A 15,171-nucleotide genomic window follows, 5' to 3' on the forward strand; every position below is an offset into this window, starting at 1 on the left:
TTATATGATGGGAATATAAAGATACTGTTTTATATCGAGAAGCCCATTTTTGGGTTTTTTCCTGTCTTTGGACCTGACTCAATATCGATAATAATACACCACTTGAAACTCTTTTTCGAATTGTATGCACTTGCTTCATCTAATTTTGAATGACGTTGTAAGCCTAGTTTTAATTTTATTGCTATGAAAATTACATGTTTGGACATATTAGCGAATGAATTAATTTTATCATATATGAATTTGGAGAATGAGCAGAGGGCGGTAAGAAACCGCATTAGGACAAAAGACCAATGGAATTCATATAGACGGTCAACGGTGTATTAGTGTCGTGGTCTTTATAAAACAAGCATAGAGGACATAATGTCTCATATGTTGCATATATTGCAATGAAAACAGTACAAGAACATTTTGTTCCTTGGTTAGCTTCACCAACTGATATGTTAGCAGAAGATTGGGAGGTTGTTGAATAATGGACAATACGGTAACTCAACAGGATATTGATAATATTTTAGAGAAAACTCAATGGACAGTAGAAGAATTTCATGGCAAATGTACAGTCGTAGTTGCGAAATTGCCAAATGGATTTATTTTAACTGAATCCAGCGCATGTGTTGACCCTGCTGATTATGATATGGATATTGGTATGGAATGCTGTAAAGAACGAATTGTAAATAAGATTTGGGAATTAGAAGAATATAGATTGCAATGTGAATTAGCTAAATTAGTTAAGTAAGTCGCTATTAGTGAAGTGATCTCAAAAAGTTAGACAGGTTACTTCATTAGTCAAAACTAAAGGGCATGGGCTTCGTATTGTACCGGGCTCATGCCCTTTAGTTTTGTCATAATACTTTTATTCCTTTTTCAGTTGCAATAATCGCTTTATTTACCATATTAATAAATAAACCAGTTTCAATTACACCAGTTACTATTTTTACCTGCTGATGAGTTTCGATTGGGTTCGTTATTTGGTTTGGAAAAACACAATCTAAGATCATATTGCCATTGTCTGTTATAAATGGTTGATTATTTTGGGTACGTAAAATCGTCTGGCAACCAAAGGATTGAATTCGTTTTGCAGTTTGCTCCCAAGCGAACGGTACGATTTCAATAGGAAGAGGAAAGGTACCTAAATCTTTTACAAGTTTTGATTCATCAGCGATTATAATGAGTTTTTGGGAAGAAGTGGCGACTATTTTTTCACGTAGAAGAGCGCCGCCGCCCCCCTTAATTAAATGTAGATTGGGGTTAATCTCGTCTGCACCATCAATCGTGAGATCAAGGTAATCAACGTTACTTAAAGGAATTAAAGGGATAGAAAGCTGCACTGCTAATTTCTCAGTTTCTATTGATGTTGGTACAGCTTGAATCGTTAAACCTTCGCTGATTAGCTGTCCTAATTTTTGCATTGTCCAATATACAGTAGAACCAGTACCAAGGCCGATTTTCATCCCGTCTTTTACAAAATCAGCAGCATATTCACCAGCTAATCGTTTTAAATCCGTCATTCTGTTGCCTTTTCATTCTACAGGCCGTGGCCCAGCATCTAATCCGGAATTTTCAACTGTTAATATGGGACGAACGGTGAGATCAGTATGTACATGCATTTGACATGATAATCGCAAATGATCTTCAATACCTTTTTCAGTAATAGCGTTCTTCTCAACATGTGTAGGTTCACAAAAATCCCCAGCTATGATTTCTACACGGCAAGTGGTACAACGCGCTTTCCCGCCGCAGCGGTGAAGAATATGGATACCATTATCTTCAAGTGCTAGTGCTAACTTTGTTCCTTCTTTTACATCAAATGTTCCACTACCAATAACGGTTAATTTTGGCATATTGTTGCCTCCTCATGTAAAATTCTACATAACATATTTATGACCCCACTTTCGTAATCATAAACGTTATAAAATTTTTTTATCAAACCCGTAACTTTTTTATCGGTAAAATCGTTTATTAAGTAAGCGCTGAAAAGGAGTGGTTATTTTGTGCACAAAAGTAACTCAAATGTTAAAAAATCATATCGATATGAATCATTCAAATATAAACTTTATCATTGAAAATTATGCGGAGTTAAAAAGGTACTGTACCTTTTTAACAAAAAGCAAATGGGATGGGGAAGACCTGGCCCAAGAAACGCTTTGTAAAGTACTTCAAAAATATATAGGTGTAGAACATAAAGATGTTTGTATTACGCTTCTATATAAAATTGCTCGAAATCAATGGCTCGATCAAATGAAAGCAAAATCAGCTAAGAAGAAATTAGAGCAGGAGATTACATTTGAAGAACCACATGAAAAAATTGCTGATTTGCATGAGATGGCGGAGAAAGTCTTGTCTTTATTAAATGTACAGCAATCCGTTATCTTCTTGTTAAAAGATGTTTTTCAATACAGCTTATCAGATATTGCGGAAATATGTTCAATCTCAGAAGGCGCAGTGAAGGCTTCGTTGTTTCGTAGTAGAAATAGATTGAAAACGGTAAGTGAAGAAGAGGAGATTGAATTAGCCGGGCAGGATGATGACGTTGAAGTAGTTGTAACAGCTATTCGTGAACAAAAACCACAATTGTTAACAAGACTTCTTCCAACAATCGACTTTACACATCTATCATCTAAGCAGCCTGTGTTATTATTCAATACAAAAACACCTTCTTCTTACGGTTATATGCTATGCGCAGCTTAAAAAGTAGATGGAGGGATTATGATGAATACAATTCCGTATGTTGTAGAACAAACAAAATTAGGAGAACGCTCCTATGATATATATTCAAGGTTGTTAAAAGACCGTATTGTCATGATTGGATCAGAAATTAATGATCAAGTAGCAAGCAGTGTAGTGGCACAGTTATTATTTTTAGAAGCAGAAGATGCGGAGAAGGATATTTTTCTTTATATCAATAGTCCAGGAGGCTCAACTACAGCGGGATTTGCGATATTAGATACAATGAATTTGATTAAACCTGATGTTCAAACGCTTTGTATGGGATTCGCAGCTTCATTTGGAGCGCTATTATTACTCGCTGGAGCGAAAGGGAAAAGGTTTGCTCTTCCAAATAGTGAAATTATGATTCATCAGCCGCTTGGCGGAGTGAAAGGGCAAGCGACAGAGATCGAAATAACTGCAAAACGAATATTAAAGTTAAAACATGATATTAATAAAATTATATCAGATCGAACAGGTCAACCAGTTGAAAAGGTAGCTCTTGATACAGAAAGAGACTACTTTATGACTGCGGAAGAAGCTAAAATATATGGTATTGTCGATGCTGTTATTGAAAAAAAATAACTTAAAATAGGCCAGAGAACATTAGGCTCCCTGGCCTATTTTTGCGTAATAAATTAATCTTTTATCCACTCATTTACTAACGCCTGATTCTTTTTAATCCATTTTCGAGCCGCCTCTTCGGGATCCTTTGTTTTATTTAACATAACCATCAATGTACCAAGTTGTTCATCACTCATTTTCCATCTATCGAAATATTTCACAATCTCTGGATAATCTTTTTCAAAACCTTTTCGTACAGAGTAATAAATGTCGTCTTTTTCACCATATACTTTCTTAGGGTCTTTTAAATATTTTAAATCAAATTCTGAAAAGCTCCAGTGTGGATTCCAAAGCGTTACAGCGATGGGTTTCTTTTGTGTATATGCTTTTTTTAGCTCACTCATCATCGCTGCTTCTGAAGATTGGACAAGTTTTAGCTTTATATCATATTCTTTCATTGCTTTATCTGTTAAATTCATAAGGCTACTACCAGGCTCAATTCCGATAATCTTATTATCCAATTCATCCTTATGGGAATTTAAATCCTCGATACTGTTAATGTCTTTCATATAAGAAGGAACGACTAATCCAAGTCCAGTTCCCTCATACCATTTCGATTTTAAGACAATATCATTTTTATATCGGTCATTTAAGGGCTTATCGGTTACAGGAAGCCATACTTCTAAGTTTGCATCAACATCGCCGCGAGCGACGCCAGTCCAAATGGCTGCTTTTTCTAAATACATGAGTTCAACTTTATATCCTTTTTCTTCTAATAAAACTTTCCACATATTTGCAGCCGCAATATTTTCCTTCCAACTTGTTACACCAAGTTTAATTTTTCCTTTTGTATTTGCATTTGTGGCATTACAAGAGGTAATAATCATACTGATAAATAACAAAATGCTTATAAGCCATATTTTCTGTTTCATCGAGTCCTCCCGTTTCGTAAATAGAGATTTTTCATTCCGTTTTGTATCACGTTGTTTGTAGGAATAAATCTATAAGTGAACCTTCTTATTATGAACGGAAACAAGAATTTTAAAAAAATCCTCTTTATGTAATATTTCTGTTTAAAATCGTTACACTATGTGAATAGATAGGCAGAAAAGGAGTCGTTGTATGGAAAATACAAAAGTACGTGTTGAAAACGTAACAAAAGTATTTGGAAAAAATCCTCAAAGAGCAGTCGCCTTATTAAAGGAAGGAAAAAGTAAATCAGAAATATTAAAAGAAACGGGAATGAACGTTGGGGTAAAAAAAGCAACGTTTGAAGTGTATACAGGAGAAATTTTTGTCATTATGGGGCTATCTGGGAGCGGGAAATCAACTCTTGTTCGAATGCTCAATCAGCTTATAAAGCCAACAGCAGGCCACATATACATAGATGGGGAAGATATCGCAACAATGGGGAAAGAGGCACTTAGGAAAGTACGAAGAACAAAGATGAGTATGGTCTTCCAAAAATTTGCGTTATTTCCTCATCGTACCGTGATACAAAATGTTGCCTATGGATTAGAAATACAAGGAGTACCAGTAGAAGAAAGAGAAGCGAAAGCTTTGGAGTCACTTAAATTAGTTGGATTGAATCATCATAAAGATAGCTTCCCAGGACAATTAAGCGGTGGTATGCAGCAGCGCGTTGGAATTGCAAGAGCTCTTACGAATGATCCAGATGTTTTACTTATGGATGAGTCATTTAGCGCATTAGACCCACTTATCCGTAAAGAAATGCAAGATGAACTGTTAGAGCTACAAGATAAAATGGAAAAAACGATTATTTTTATTACACATGATTTAGATGAAGCACTTCGAATTGGGGATCGTATCGCATTAATGAAAGACGGAGAAATTGTGCAAATTGGAACGCCAGAAGAAATTATGATAAGCCCAGCTAATGAATTCGTAGAGAAATTCGTTGCGGATGTGAATTTAGGAAAAGTGATTACGGCTGAATCTATTTTAAAAAGACCAGAAACATTATTGATTGACCGCGGCCCTCGAGTGGCCCTGCAAATTATGAGAAATGCAGGGGTATCTACCGTATATGTTGTAAATAAAAAACACGAGTTTTTAGGGATATTAACAGCGGATGATGCGAGTAAAGCTGTTCAAAAGCAGTGGCCAATTGCTGACTTGTTACTAAAAGATATTCCGCACGTATATTTAGATACATTACTAGAGGAAACGTATGCGAAAATGGCGGAAATGAAGCTTCCATTACCAGTCATTGATGAAAAGAAAAGGTTAAGAGGCATCATAAAACGAGAAAGTGTCATTCAAGCCCTTGCAGGAAATATTGAGGAAGAGGTGAATGACGATGAATAGTATTCCGCGTATTCCTTTAGGTGAATGGGTCGATGCATTTGTTACGAGTTTATATGCGCATTTTGAAGGATTGTTTAGAGGATTTTCATACATCATTGGTGGTTTCGTTGATTTACTTACAAATTTCTTAACATTAATTCCAGCATTTTTAATGATTATAATCGTATGTTTTCTCGTTTGGTATACAACAAGGAAAATATCTTTAGTGGTATTTGCGTTAATCGGCTTATTATTTATTCTAAACATTAACTACTGGGGACAAACGATGCAAACATTAGCGCTTGTTCTTACATCAGTCATTATTTCCATCATTGTTGGAATCCCAATCGGCATTTTAGCATCTCAAAATGAGCGATTTTCAAAAATATTGAGGCCAACATTAGATTTTATGCAAACAATGCCAGCATTTGTATACTTAATTCCAGCGATTACATTCTTTGGAGTAGGTGTTGTTCCTGGTATTATCGCATCTGTTATTTTTGCGATGCCACCAACGATTCGTTTTACTGATTTAGGGATTAGGCAAGTACCAGAAGATTTAATTGAAGCTGCAAATGCATTTGGTTCAACTACATCGCAAAAGTTATTTAAAGTTCAGTTACCTCTTGCAACGGGAACTATAATGGCTGGTGTAAACCAAAGTATCATGCTCTCTTTATCGATGGTTGTTACAGCTTCGCTTGTAGGTGCACCAGGACTTGGGGTAGATGTATATCGTTCTGTAACACAGGTTAACATTGGAATGGGGTTTGAGGCTGGACTAGCTATTGTAGTCATTGCGATTGTATTAGATCGGATTACGCAAGGATTTCATAAGAAAAGAAGAGTGTAAATAGAAATGAAACATGCATCGTAAGTGAGGCTACTTATTATGATGCGTGTTTTTTATTTGAATGAAATAAGGTTACATACGCACAATTACTGAACTTCCAGCTGGTGCACACACTTGATTTTGTTGTTGTTCCATCGCTTTTATTAATTGATTATTTTCTTCAATCAATGAGATCAATTTTGCTAATTGATGTTCCAGGTTCGCTATACGTTGCATCATGTAATGAAAATCATTAGGGATTGGTGGTGTAGTTCGTACGGCGTTGTTTGAATAAGAGGTTGGTGGGTAATTCATGTGAGAATTCCAATGTGGATGCATATGATTTGTTCCACCTTCAAGAAAAGATTTCTTTTTCTATAATAAATGCCCATCTCTGTTTAAAGGTGACTCGATGAAAAAGAATTACAAAGGTTTATACTGTTAAATTGAAATAATAGGAATATATAATAAATTTATTTCTGAATAGTCTGAACGTAAGGGTGTTTTATGGTATTATAATGGTAAATCCAAGGGATAGAGGGATGCATATGTCGACACAAAGTCACTTTGAAGCACACTGTTTTATATGTCAGAAACATAAAGGGGAGATTAAGGTGCTAGGCGGGGCAATCTATGAAGATGAACTCGTATATGTGGGGCATGTTCATTGGGAAGAAGAGGAAACGTATCTCGGATATGTAATGATTGATATAAAAAGACATGCACCAGGATTAGCTGAATTAACAGAAGAAGAAGCGAAAGCTTTTGGTTTAATTACGAGTAGAGTAAGCCGTGCATTAAAAGAATGCGAGGGTGCAGAACATATTTATGCTTTCGTTTCCGGTAATGGAGTCAATCATATGCACATGCATATAATTCCTCGTTATCCAAATACACCGAAGGAATTTTGGTCACCAACTAAGATCGCCAATTGGAAAGGTGCACCTTATGGACAAGCAGAACAAATCCAAAAACTATGCGAAAGAATACGAACGTATATGGTGAATGAGTATGCATACAACAAATAATACACAATATTCATGGGTTGGTAGTGATGAAATGTGTTTAGGCGAAATTTCAGTTAAGCAGTATGGTGATATAGTGCTTGGCAGATATGGTGGAAATACGAGTGCAGGCGCAAAGAAGAATGAAGATGGCGCTTTCGTTTGGTCAAATGGAGATTGGGAATTTGCGATGATATTAGATGGACACAATAGTGCAGAAAGTGTCGCCTTAGTAGTAAATACAATCCAAAATGACTATGAAAATATAAAAGTTTTATTAGAAGCACCAATTGAAATAGCATTCCGTTCTGTTGAAAATCATATCCTTACACTTTTTCAATCTAATTCGTTTCAACAGGCGTGTCAGCAAGTAAAGGGTGAAACAGCATGCTTAATTTGTGTGCGAAAAGAAAATTATATTTGGTGGTTTTCTATAGGAGATTGCCTCGTTTATGTATTTCATGAAGAGTTACATAAGCTAGGACAGTATATGCTGAACCAACGTCATTTTTATGAATGGATTGGGAATGTGAATACATTTTCTTTACCTGTTCCATGTTATTCTTCAGGTGCTCGAGAGCTACGTACAGGAAGAAATAGAATCGTAATGGTAACAGATGGCGTACTAGAATACGGAGAACGTCGTTATGAAAATCCAATTCATTTATATAAAGATATATATGAAAACAAAGTGAAACTAACAGAATGTATTCAAAATGTACTAGAGCATGTTCATCACCAACTTGGTCGAGATAGTGCAACGATAATTAGTTGGGATTATGATAATCGTGTATATGCTACTTATCCGAGCGATCAGCCGGAGAAAATAAGATCTTCAAATTAGTAAAATAGGGGGTAGGAAATGAAAAGGCCCTTATTGCGCGCGGAAGCTATTATCATAGATGAGGAGCATTCTAAAATTCTTGTTCAATGTAATGAAGAAGAGACATTTTATCGTTTTCCAGGTGGATCGATTGAGTATGGAGAATCGGCATGTGAAGCGATTATACGGGAGTTACTTGAGGAATATGATTTACAAGTTCGAGTAGCAGAATTAGCGATTGTAAATGAACACATATTTGAAGTTGATGGAGAATCACACCATCAATGTACGTTGTTTCATTGGTGTAAACCTGTAAAGTCTATAAGTGAAGTGTTATTTCATAAAGAACATAAGAATATTATTCTTATATGGAAAAGTATACAGGAGTTAAAAGATAAACTGACTTATCCTGAGGGGATTGTTTCTTTGATAGAACAAAAGGGCAATAATATTGCGCATTTACTTACTCAAAAAGTATATTCCTAATTAATATGTGTAACATTGGATTTTTAAGGATGGGGGGATGAACAATTTTCACAATAGTGATTGTGTTGATTCTATGGATTTTCGTGCTATATCTTTTAGAAAAGTTTGTGAGAAAGAAATTAAATATACCAAAACAAAGTGGCTGGATTTATGAGCCTGTAAATGAGCTTCATAAATGGGGAGAGCGGATTATAATCATAATCTATTTAGTGGCTGGCTTTGTTTGTATTTATACTTCAGAGTATATAAAGGGTGTATATATATTATTTATATTTTTAGGTACGCAACAGCTTTTTCGGGCGTATATGGAATGGGAATATGATGAAAAATCAAAAAAATATGTAATTTCTCTATTGGGAGTATTTTGTTTAATGATTACATTTAATGTAATGATATATTTATTCCAACCTATTGGTTAAAAGAGCTAGATAATAAGAGTCGTTATCCCAATTTCAATGTGTATAACGACTCTTATTTATCAGTAGTCTTTTTTACATTACATCTTCTTAAAACTCCTCAAAACAAGAAACTCCCATACTCTCCACGGAAGAATTTTTTTAGCAACGATCATCAATTTTACACCTTTCCCAATTGGGTATCGTAATGTTGCGTTTTTTGCTTCAGCAATCGCTACAATCTTTCTTGCAACATCTACTGGATTGCCAAATGTATCACTGCCATTATTAATATGATTTTGTATTTTATCCATATACGCTTTATAAGGAGAGGTTGATTCTGAATAATTTTCGGCAAGTTCTTTCCCAACTTCCCATATGTTTGTGTTATAGGAACCGGGTTCGATTAATGAAACGTCTATTCCATATGGTTTTACCTCTAGGCGAAGGGATTCACTCCAACCTTCTAATGCGTATTTTGAAGAAACATAGGGGGATAAACCTGGGAATCCAACTTGGCCACTAATACTACTTACATTAATAATTTTCCCACTTTTTTGTTTTCGCATATAAGGTAATACAATTTGAGTTATGGATATTGCTCCAAATACATTCGTCTCAAATTGTCTACGATATTCTTCTACCGGAATTTCCTCTATAAATCCACCACTCGCATAGCCTGCGTTATTGACGAGAATGTTTACTTGGTTTAATTCTTTTAAAAACAATTGGAATGCATGTATAGATTTTTGATCTGTTACATCTAATTGATGAATTTTGATATTTTGTTGTAAGTGTAATGCAGCAGCTTGAGATAATAATTCCGTTTGTTTATTAAGATTACGCATTGTAGCGATGACGAAATAGTCCTTTTTCGCAAGCTCGAGGGCAGTTAAAAGTCCAAATCCACTGGATGCACCTGTAATAATCACGATTTTACTCATTTTCCGCTCACTTTCTTTTTTCTTACATCATAGCGAGTTATACTTCAAAAATCTATCATTCTGGTCAAATTGACCTCCAGACATAGAGTTTATTCTCTCGTTATATACTACACAATTCCATTAGGAAAAGCTAAAGTAAAGCGCGAAGGTTCAGATGTCACAATTGTAGCAATCGGGGAACAAGTTCATACTGCTCTAGAGGCTGCGGAGCAATTAACAAAGAAAAGATTTGAAGTAGAAGTAATTGATCCGCCCTGCATCTATACAGCACCAGAGATCGCAAACGTTGGTTTAACAGAAAAGGCAGTGCGTGATCAATATGGAGATATTTTCGTTGGAGAACTCCCCTTTACTGCAAATTTCGAGAAGGAGAATGTGTAAAAAACTAGCCTGTATCATAGATTATGATACAGGCTTTATATTTCAGTAATTAACTCTCTTTATATATATTTAACTTATGTAGGTAACTTTTATTTAATATAAATCGATTAAAGGATTTTTAAAAGAGAAAGGTGGTTACAGATAGCTACTTATTCTTAACTAACCTATGATAAACTGAAATTATCAAGATTTACCATATAGGACAATATCTTATGGAACAAATCGTGGGAGGTTATTTGGTTAAAATTGCAGTAAATTACTAAGATCTTTACCTGTCTTATTCTTCTAAATCAACTTAATATCAAAGGAGTATATTATGATTATTAACAAACAAGAATTTTATGTAAATGGGATTAATTATACTGTTAGATCTGCAATGGATAAAGATGCAAATGATTTGTCTAAATTAAGATTACAAATTGATGGAGAAACTGAAAATCTGGACAGAGAAGAAGGGGAGGGATTCATAGATACAACGAGATTTGAAGAAATTATCAAAACGGACACTGAAAGTCCAAGAAACTTATTTTTAGTCGCGGTAGTGAACGATCGGATTGTTGGGTTTTCAAGATGTGAGGGAGTGTATTTAAAGAGATTCTCTCATAAAGTAGAATTTGGAGTATGCGTATTAAAAGAGTTTTGGGGATATAGGATTGGGAAAAATCTTTTAAAAGAGTCCATATCTTGGGCTAATGCCAATGATATAAAAAAAATGACGTTAAATGTTTTAGAAACAAACGATAAAGCAATTAAATTGTATGAAAAACTTGGTTTTGAAATTGAAGGTATATTAAAAAATGACAAAAGACTTGCGGATGGTAAATACTATAACACTATTATTATGGGGAGATTTAATGGATAATAATTAACCTTTCGTGAAAAAATACAGCGGAATGGGATGATTGAGGCACTTCAAAAAACAAAGGGAAATGTATCACTGGCGGCAAAACTGTTAGATGTCCCGCGTAGTACTTTTTATAAACGGATGCAGCGATTTCAGATATAAAAGAAGCAGGCTTCTATCAATCTGCTTCTTTTATATGTAAGTGCACGTTCTGTCGGAATATGCGCTTACCGGGGAAATAGTAGAGTCAAATAATTTCTAAAAACTAATATGATCTTATCTCCGGCTATACAAATTAAAGATAATTTTGCTTAAGGAATTGGGAAATCATATGATATTCATTCAACACTCTTTTTTTACCAGTATCAGTTAAATGCCAAGTATCTTTCGTAAGATTTCTATTATCTTGTAATGGAAGAACATCAATAGTCATGTCATTTGTAGCAAACGCAGTTGCTATAAGCAAGAATCTTTTCATAAAAAAAGTTTTTCCCGCTAATAAAATATTTTTGTTTTCTGTTGTTTTTGATAGAAGAAGCATTGCGTTTTTTATAACAGCGTTAGCTGTATTCGCTTCTCCTGTTATTGGAATAACTAGTTCTTGAGGAATTCCTGATTTAACTAGGATTTCTTTATGAAAGATAAACTCATTAGCATTTAAAAATGCATTATGTACACTGGGAATCATAATTGTTTTAAAGCCTTCCTCATGAAATAATGTGATGATTTGTTCATTTAATTCTGTGTAATGACCGGGATGATAGAGAACAACATCTGGATTTCGAAATTCATATTGTCTTTCTATAAAGGTCATTTCACTTAGGAGAGTAGTAAATTGATCGTTCATAACATATATACCTCTTTCAAAAGAATGGATTATTTTTGTGTTATTCGGTATATATGAAGCTTTTTCCTTTTTCTTTATAACAGGAATGTTGCTAATTTCAATTAAGTAGAAATAATAGAGAATCTGTCAAAATCTGCGCTTACCAGGGAAATAGTAGAATGCTTAGAACAACATTTCCTAAGGAAGATGTAAGTATTTCATATAAGGGGAGTTGTAAGTGAAGTACATAGAAGCCGGAATCGGAAATAAATGGTTGGTTCGAACAGAAATAGAACGAGAAGATGGAACAGAGTTTGAGCAAAAAGGAGTTGTGAAACCTATTTATTTTGAATCATGCTATTTACGAGTTTGGTTTAGAAAAACTTGTTTGATTTTTGATTCAAAAGAAGGGTTTAAAAAGATGAGAAAAAATCGAAATGAGTATAAGTTTATTTTGGGGATTGTGAGTAAAGTACAATAATATAAGCATACAGAAAATCTGTAAGGAGAATGGCATATGGCGATTTCTACATACTACAAACAAATCCGTGAAAAAGTAGGGTCTGATCTTATTTTCATGCCGAGCGTAGCGGCAATTATTAAAAATGAGCAAGGGGAAATCTTATTTCAATATCCCGGTGGGGAATTTTGGAGTTTACCTGCAGGAGCAATTGAACCTGGTGAAACTCCAGAAGAAGCAGTTGTTCGTGAGGTGTGGGAAGAAACCGGTTTACGAGTACAAGTGAAAGAAATAAAAGGGATTTTTGGAGGGAAAGACTTCCGTCATACATATTCAAATGGAGATCAAGTGGAATATATCGTTGTTGTGTTTGAATGTGAGGGAGTTGGAGGAGAGTTGAGAGCGATAGATGGAGAATCGTTAAAACTTCAATACTTTTCATCACAGGAAAGACCAAAGCTTGCATTGCCATATCCAGAAGAAATATTCCTATAAACGATTAAATAGCACACTTTCTTCATAGAGACGAGAGTGTGCTATTCATTTTTATATAAGCCTGCCGTATACAGCTCTGTTAATGTACAAACAACCTCCTCTAGATTTACATCGATCTCATTTCGGACAATCTCCCACTGAAACGCTTCATTCATATAAAACCAACTGCGTGCCACAATTGCTTTATTTAATTCTTTTCTAGCTAATCTATTATTTTGAGAATAGGTAATATCTTGTATAATTCGGCTAATAAAACGTTCTCGAATGTCATTCCACTTTTGTCGAACTTCTTTTGACACACCGATAGCCTCTTCAACGACTTGTAATATATTTCTTTCTTCTTCAGCTAATTGTAAAAAAGCGCGCACTTGATTTTCAATCATACTGTGAGCTTCTTTTTTTGTTTTAGGAAAAAAGGAACGTTCAGCGATTTTGTAAAAACGATTCATAACATCTTCCATAAGGACTATGAGGAGCTCGTCTTTATTTTTAAAATAAACATATGCCGTACCATAACCAGTTTCAGCATGTTTAATAATTTGAGAGATTGTTGTTTTGTGAAATCCGTTTTCTAAAAAAACATTGCGGGCAGATTTTAATAATTTATTTCTCGTTTCTATAGATCGCTGTTGTCTTGTTGAAAGAAGATCTTTTCCCAAACTGGACACTCCTTTATACTGAAATATCTGAAAATATAATTTTATTCTAGTAGAAGCGAATGCAAAAAGTCAACTGACATAATATCATTGACGTCATGTCAGTTATAGTGTTATATTTCAACTAGTTAGAATAAAAAGAAAATTAAGAGAAGGTGAAAGAATGTATCGAGAGCCATTTGAACCATCTTACGACTATGCAATGGAATGTGATAAATACGATGAACTTGCTGATTTTCAAAAAGAATTTTATAAGAAAGCAGATACAATATATTTAGATGGTAATTCATTAGGATTACTTTCAAAAAGAGCAGAAAAATCTTTACTTACTATGCTAGATTCATGGAAAGAGTATGGTATTGACGGGTGGACAGAAGGAGAATATCCTTGGTTTTTTCTCTCTGAACAATTAGGCGAATTAACTGCTCCTCTTATTGGTGCTTTACCTGAAGAGGTAATTGTAACCGGTTCCACGACGACGAATATTCATCAAGTGATTGCGACGTTTTATGAACCGAAAGGAATTCGTACAAAGATTCTTGCGGATGAATTAACGTTCCCATCAGATATTTATGCTTTGCAAAGTCAAATCCGTTTAAAAGGACTAGATCCAGATGAACATCTTGTACGAGTGAAGAGCAGGGATGGTAGAACGCTGCAAGAGGAAGATATTATTGATGCGATGACTGATGATATTGCGTTAATTTTATTGCCTGCAGTGCTATATCGAAGTGGACAAATTCTTGATATGAAGCGATTAACAGCTGAAGCGCACAAGCGTGGTATCTATATTGGTTTTGATTTATGCCATTCCATCGGTTCAATTCCACATGACTTTAAAGGGTGGGATGTTGATTTCGCAGTATGGTGTAATTATAAATATTTAAATGCAGGACCTGGTGGGGTTGCTGGATTATATGTAAACAAAAAACATTTCAATCGTCTTCCAGGGCTTTCTGGTTGGTTTAGTTCAAGAAAAGATAAGCAATTTGATATGGAACATACATTAACAGCAGCTGAGCATGCCGGGGCATATCAAATTGGCACACCTCATGTGTTAAGTACAGCGCCACTTATTGGTTCACTTGAGATTTTCAAAGAAGCTGGCATTGAAAGATTGCGAGGAAAATCATTACACATTACTCGTTATATGCTAAATTTAATCAACCATGAACTGAAGGGGATGGGATTTACAATTGGAAATCCATTAGAGGATGATAAACGCGGAGGGCATATATATTTAGAGCATCCAGAAGCTGCACGTATATGTAAAGCTTTAAAAGCAAATGGAGTTATTCCTGATTTTCGTGCACCAAATGGGGTTCGCCTTGCGCCAGTTGCTTTATATAACACGTACGCAGAAGTGTGGAAATCTGTGCAAATCTTGAAGAAAATCATGAAAGATGAAGAATATAAAAAGTTTGAAAATAAGCGAGAGGTTGTGGCATAAG

At 34.9% G+C, this 15,171-nt stretch carries 21 protein-coding genes and 3 pseudogenes; 16 read left to right on the forward strand and 8 right to left on the reverse strand.

Annotation, left to right across the window (positions count from 1 at the left end; all coding sequences use genetic code 11):
- Positions 1-29: 29 nt before the first annotated feature.
- Positions 30-206, reverse strand: a complete 177-nt coding sequence (locus tag ORL93_RS03245) for a hypothetical protein (RefSeq protein WP_231398616.1) — start codon at positions 204-206, stop codon at positions 30-32.
- 153 nt (positions 207-359) lie between these two features.
- Between ORL93_RS03245 and ORL93_RS03250 the strand changes: the two are divergent.
- Both ORL93_RS03250 and ORL93_RS03255 read left to right on the forward strand, forming a co-directional pair.
- Positions 360-470 (forward strand): annotated as a pseudogene (locus ORL93_RS03250) (Thoeris anti-defense Tad2 family protein); the annotation flags it as partial.
- Entirely contained in the window at positions 470-733 is a 264-nt protein-coding gene (locus ORL93_RS03255) for a Gp49 family protein (protein WP_006095034.1), read from the forward strand. The pseudogene ORL93_RS03250 and the gene ORL93_RS03255, both read left to right, overlap by 1 nt.
- A 106-nt stretch (positions 734-839) precedes the next feature.
- On the opposite strand, the gene rpiA is transcribed toward ORL93_RS03255, so the two are convergent.
- The gene (gene rpiA / locus ORL93_RS03260) at positions 840-1,505 is read right to left on the reverse strand and encodes a ribose 5-phosphate isomerase A (RefSeq protein ID WP_018780605.1); all 666 of its coding nucleotides are present in this window, start codon (positions 1,503-1,505) and stop codon (positions 840-842) included.
- Positions 1,506-1,517: 12 nt separating this feature from the next.
- Positions 1,518-1,838 carry a 2Fe-2S iron-sulfur cluster-binding protein gene (locus tag ORL93_RS03265; protein WP_006095036.1) on the reverse strand — a complete coding sequence of 107 codons (321 nt, stop codon included), beginning with the start codon at positions 1,836-1,838 and terminating at the stop codon, positions 1,518-1,520.
- A gap of 148 nt (positions 1,839-1,986) precedes the next feature.
- Here ORL93_RS03265 and ORL93_RS03270 point away from each other — a divergent pair, with 148 nt between their 5' ends.
- Together ORL93_RS03270 and clpP are read left to right on the forward strand one after the other, a co-directional pair.
- Positions 1,987-2,685 carry an RNA polymerase subunit sigma-70 gene (locus ORL93_RS03270; protein ID WP_265958603.1) on the forward strand — a complete coding sequence of 233 codons (699 nt, stop codon included), beginning with the start codon at positions 1,987-1,989 and terminating at the stop codon, positions 2,683-2,685.
- A 21-nt stretch (positions 2,686-2,706) separates the two neighbouring features.
- Positions 2,707-3,288, forward strand: coding sequence for an ATP-dependent Clp endopeptidase proteolytic subunit ClpP (gene clpP / locus ORL93_RS03275; RefSeq protein WP_018766034.1), 582 nt, complete (start codon positions 2,707-2,709; stop codon positions 3,286-3,288).
- 53 nt (positions 3,289-3,341) lie between these two features.
- Here the strand turns inward: clpP and ORL93_RS03280 are convergent, their stop codons facing one another.
- Entirely contained in the window at positions 3,342-4,199 is an 858-nt protein-coding gene (locus ORL93_RS03280) for a glycine betaine ABC transporter substrate-binding protein (protein ID WP_018780602.1), read from the reverse strand.
- 190 nt (positions 4,200-4,389) lie between these two features.
- Here ORL93_RS03280 and ORL93_RS03285 point away from each other — a divergent pair, with 190 nt between their 5' ends.
- Together ORL93_RS03285 and ORL93_RS03290 are read left to right on the forward strand one after the other, a co-directional pair.
- Positions 4,390-5,595, forward strand: a complete 1,206-nt coding sequence (locus tag ORL93_RS03285) for a quaternary amine ABC transporter ATP-binding protein (protein WP_003207288.1) — start codon at positions 4,390-4,392, stop codon at positions 5,593-5,595.
- The gene (locus ORL93_RS03290; protein ID WP_018766032.1) at positions 5,588-6,427 is read left to right on the forward strand and encodes an ABC transporter permease; all 840 of its coding nucleotides are present in this window, start codon (positions 5,588-5,590) and stop codon (positions 6,425-6,427) included. Before ORL93_RS03285 ends, ORL93_RS03290 begins: the two co-directional genes overlap by 8 nt.
- Positions 6,428-6,499: 72 nt before the next feature.
- Here the strand turns inward: ORL93_RS03290 and ORL93_RS03295 are convergent, their stop codons facing one another.
- Complete coding sequence (locus tag ORL93_RS03295; RefSeq protein ID WP_033796190.1) at positions 6,500-6,745, reverse strand: hypothetical protein; 246 nt, start codon at positions 6,743-6,745, stop codon at positions 6,500-6,502.
- Positions 6,746-6,954: 209 nt separating this feature from the next.
- On the opposite strand from ORL93_RS03295, the gene ORL93_RS03300 reads away from it, so the two are divergent.
- From ORL93_RS03300 to ORL93_RS03315, 4 genes are read left to right on the forward strand one after another with little or no spacing between them, the layout of a single operon-like run.
- Positions 6,955-7,434 (forward strand): HIT family protein, encoded by a 480-nt coding sequence (locus ORL93_RS03300; protein WP_018780599.1) that lies wholly within the window; start codon positions 6,955-6,957, stop codon positions 7,432-7,434.
- Positions 7,412-8,254 carry a PP2C family serine/threonine-protein phosphatase gene (locus ORL93_RS03305; protein WP_098160282.1) on the forward strand — a complete coding sequence of 281 codons (843 nt, stop codon included), beginning with the start codon at positions 7,412-7,414 and terminating at the stop codon, positions 8,252-8,254. The genes ORL93_RS03300 and ORL93_RS03305 overlap by 23 nt, the downstream gene beginning before the upstream one ends.
- Positions 8,255-8,272: 18 nt before the next feature.
- A complete protein-coding gene (locus ORL93_RS03310) occupies positions 8,273-8,719 on the forward strand; it encodes an NUDIX domain-containing protein (protein ID WP_003207291.1) in 447 nt (148 codons plus the stop codon).
- A gap of 56 nt (positions 8,720-8,775) precedes the next feature.
- Positions 8,776-9,138 (forward strand): DUF4181 domain-containing protein, encoded by a 363-nt coding sequence (locus ORL93_RS03315; protein WP_097793730.1) that lies wholly within the window; start codon positions 8,776-8,778, stop codon positions 9,136-9,138.
- A gap of 77 nt (positions 9,139-9,215) precedes the next feature.
- Here ORL93_RS03315 and ORL93_RS03320 read toward each other — a convergent pair whose 3' ends face one another.
- Positions 9,216-10,058, reverse strand: coding sequence for an oxidoreductase (locus ORL93_RS03320; RefSeq protein WP_097793731.1), 843 nt, complete (start codon positions 10,056-10,058; stop codon positions 9,216-9,218).
- 105 nt (positions 10,059-10,163) lie between these two features.
- Between ORL93_RS03320 and ORL93_RS31455 the strand changes: the two are divergent.
- The 3 genes and pseudogenes from ORL93_RS31455 to ORL93_RS03340 form a co-directional block, all read left to right on the forward strand.
- Positions 10,164-10,439, forward strand: a pseudogene (locus ORL93_RS31455) (transketolase C-terminal domain-containing protein); the annotation flags it as partial.
- Between the two features lie 316 nt (positions 10,440-10,755).
- Entirely contained in the window at positions 10,756-11,301 is a 546-nt protein-coding gene (locus ORL93_RS03335) for a GNAT family N-acetyltransferase (RefSeq protein ID WP_006095019.1), read from the forward strand.
- 3 nt (positions 11,302-11,304) lie between these two features.
- Positions 11,305-11,445, forward strand: a pseudogene (locus ORL93_RS03340) (helix-turn-helix domain-containing protein); the annotation flags it as partial.
- Between the two features lie 133 nt (positions 11,446-11,578).
- Here the strand turns inward: ORL93_RS03340 and ORL93_RS03345 are convergent.
- Positions 11,579-12,130, reverse strand: a complete 552-nt coding sequence (locus tag ORL93_RS03345; protein WP_097793733.1) for a hypothetical protein — start codon at positions 12,128-12,130, stop codon at positions 11,579-11,581.
- A 217-nt stretch (positions 12,131-12,347) separates the two neighbouring features.
- Between ORL93_RS03345 and ORL93_RS03350 the strand changes: the two genes are divergently transcribed.
- Positions 12,348-12,590, forward strand: coding sequence for a DUF3977 family protein (locus ORL93_RS03350; RefSeq protein ID WP_003207301.1), 243 nt, complete (start codon positions 12,348-12,350; stop codon positions 12,588-12,590).
- A 36-nt stretch (positions 12,591-12,626) separates the two neighbouring features.
- Positions 12,627-13,064, forward strand: a complete 438-nt coding sequence (locus ORL93_RS03355; RefSeq protein ID WP_018780592.1) for an NUDIX domain-containing protein — start codon at positions 12,627-12,629, stop codon at positions 13,062-13,064.
- Positions 13,065-13,105: 41 nt separating this feature from the next.
- On the opposite strand, the gene ORL93_RS03360 is transcribed toward ORL93_RS03355, so the two are convergent.
- Entirely contained in the window at positions 13,106-13,723 is a 618-nt protein-coding gene (locus ORL93_RS03360) for a TetR/AcrR family transcriptional regulator (protein ID WP_018780591.1), read from the reverse strand.
- A gap of 160 nt (positions 13,724-13,883) precedes the next feature.
- Here ORL93_RS03360 and kynU point away from each other — a divergent pair, with 160 nt between their 5' ends.
- A complete protein-coding gene (gene kynU, locus ORL93_RS03365) occupies positions 13,884-15,170 on the forward strand; it encodes a kynureninase (RefSeq protein ID WP_265958604.1) in 1,287 nt (428 codons plus the stop codon).
- The last annotated feature ends 1 nt before the right edge of the window (position 15,171 follow it).

Source organism: Bacillus sp. DHT2 (assembly GCF_026241455.1).
GTDB lineage: Bacteria > Bacillota > Bacilli > Bacillales > Bacillaceae_G > Bacillus_A > Bacillus_A pseudomycoides.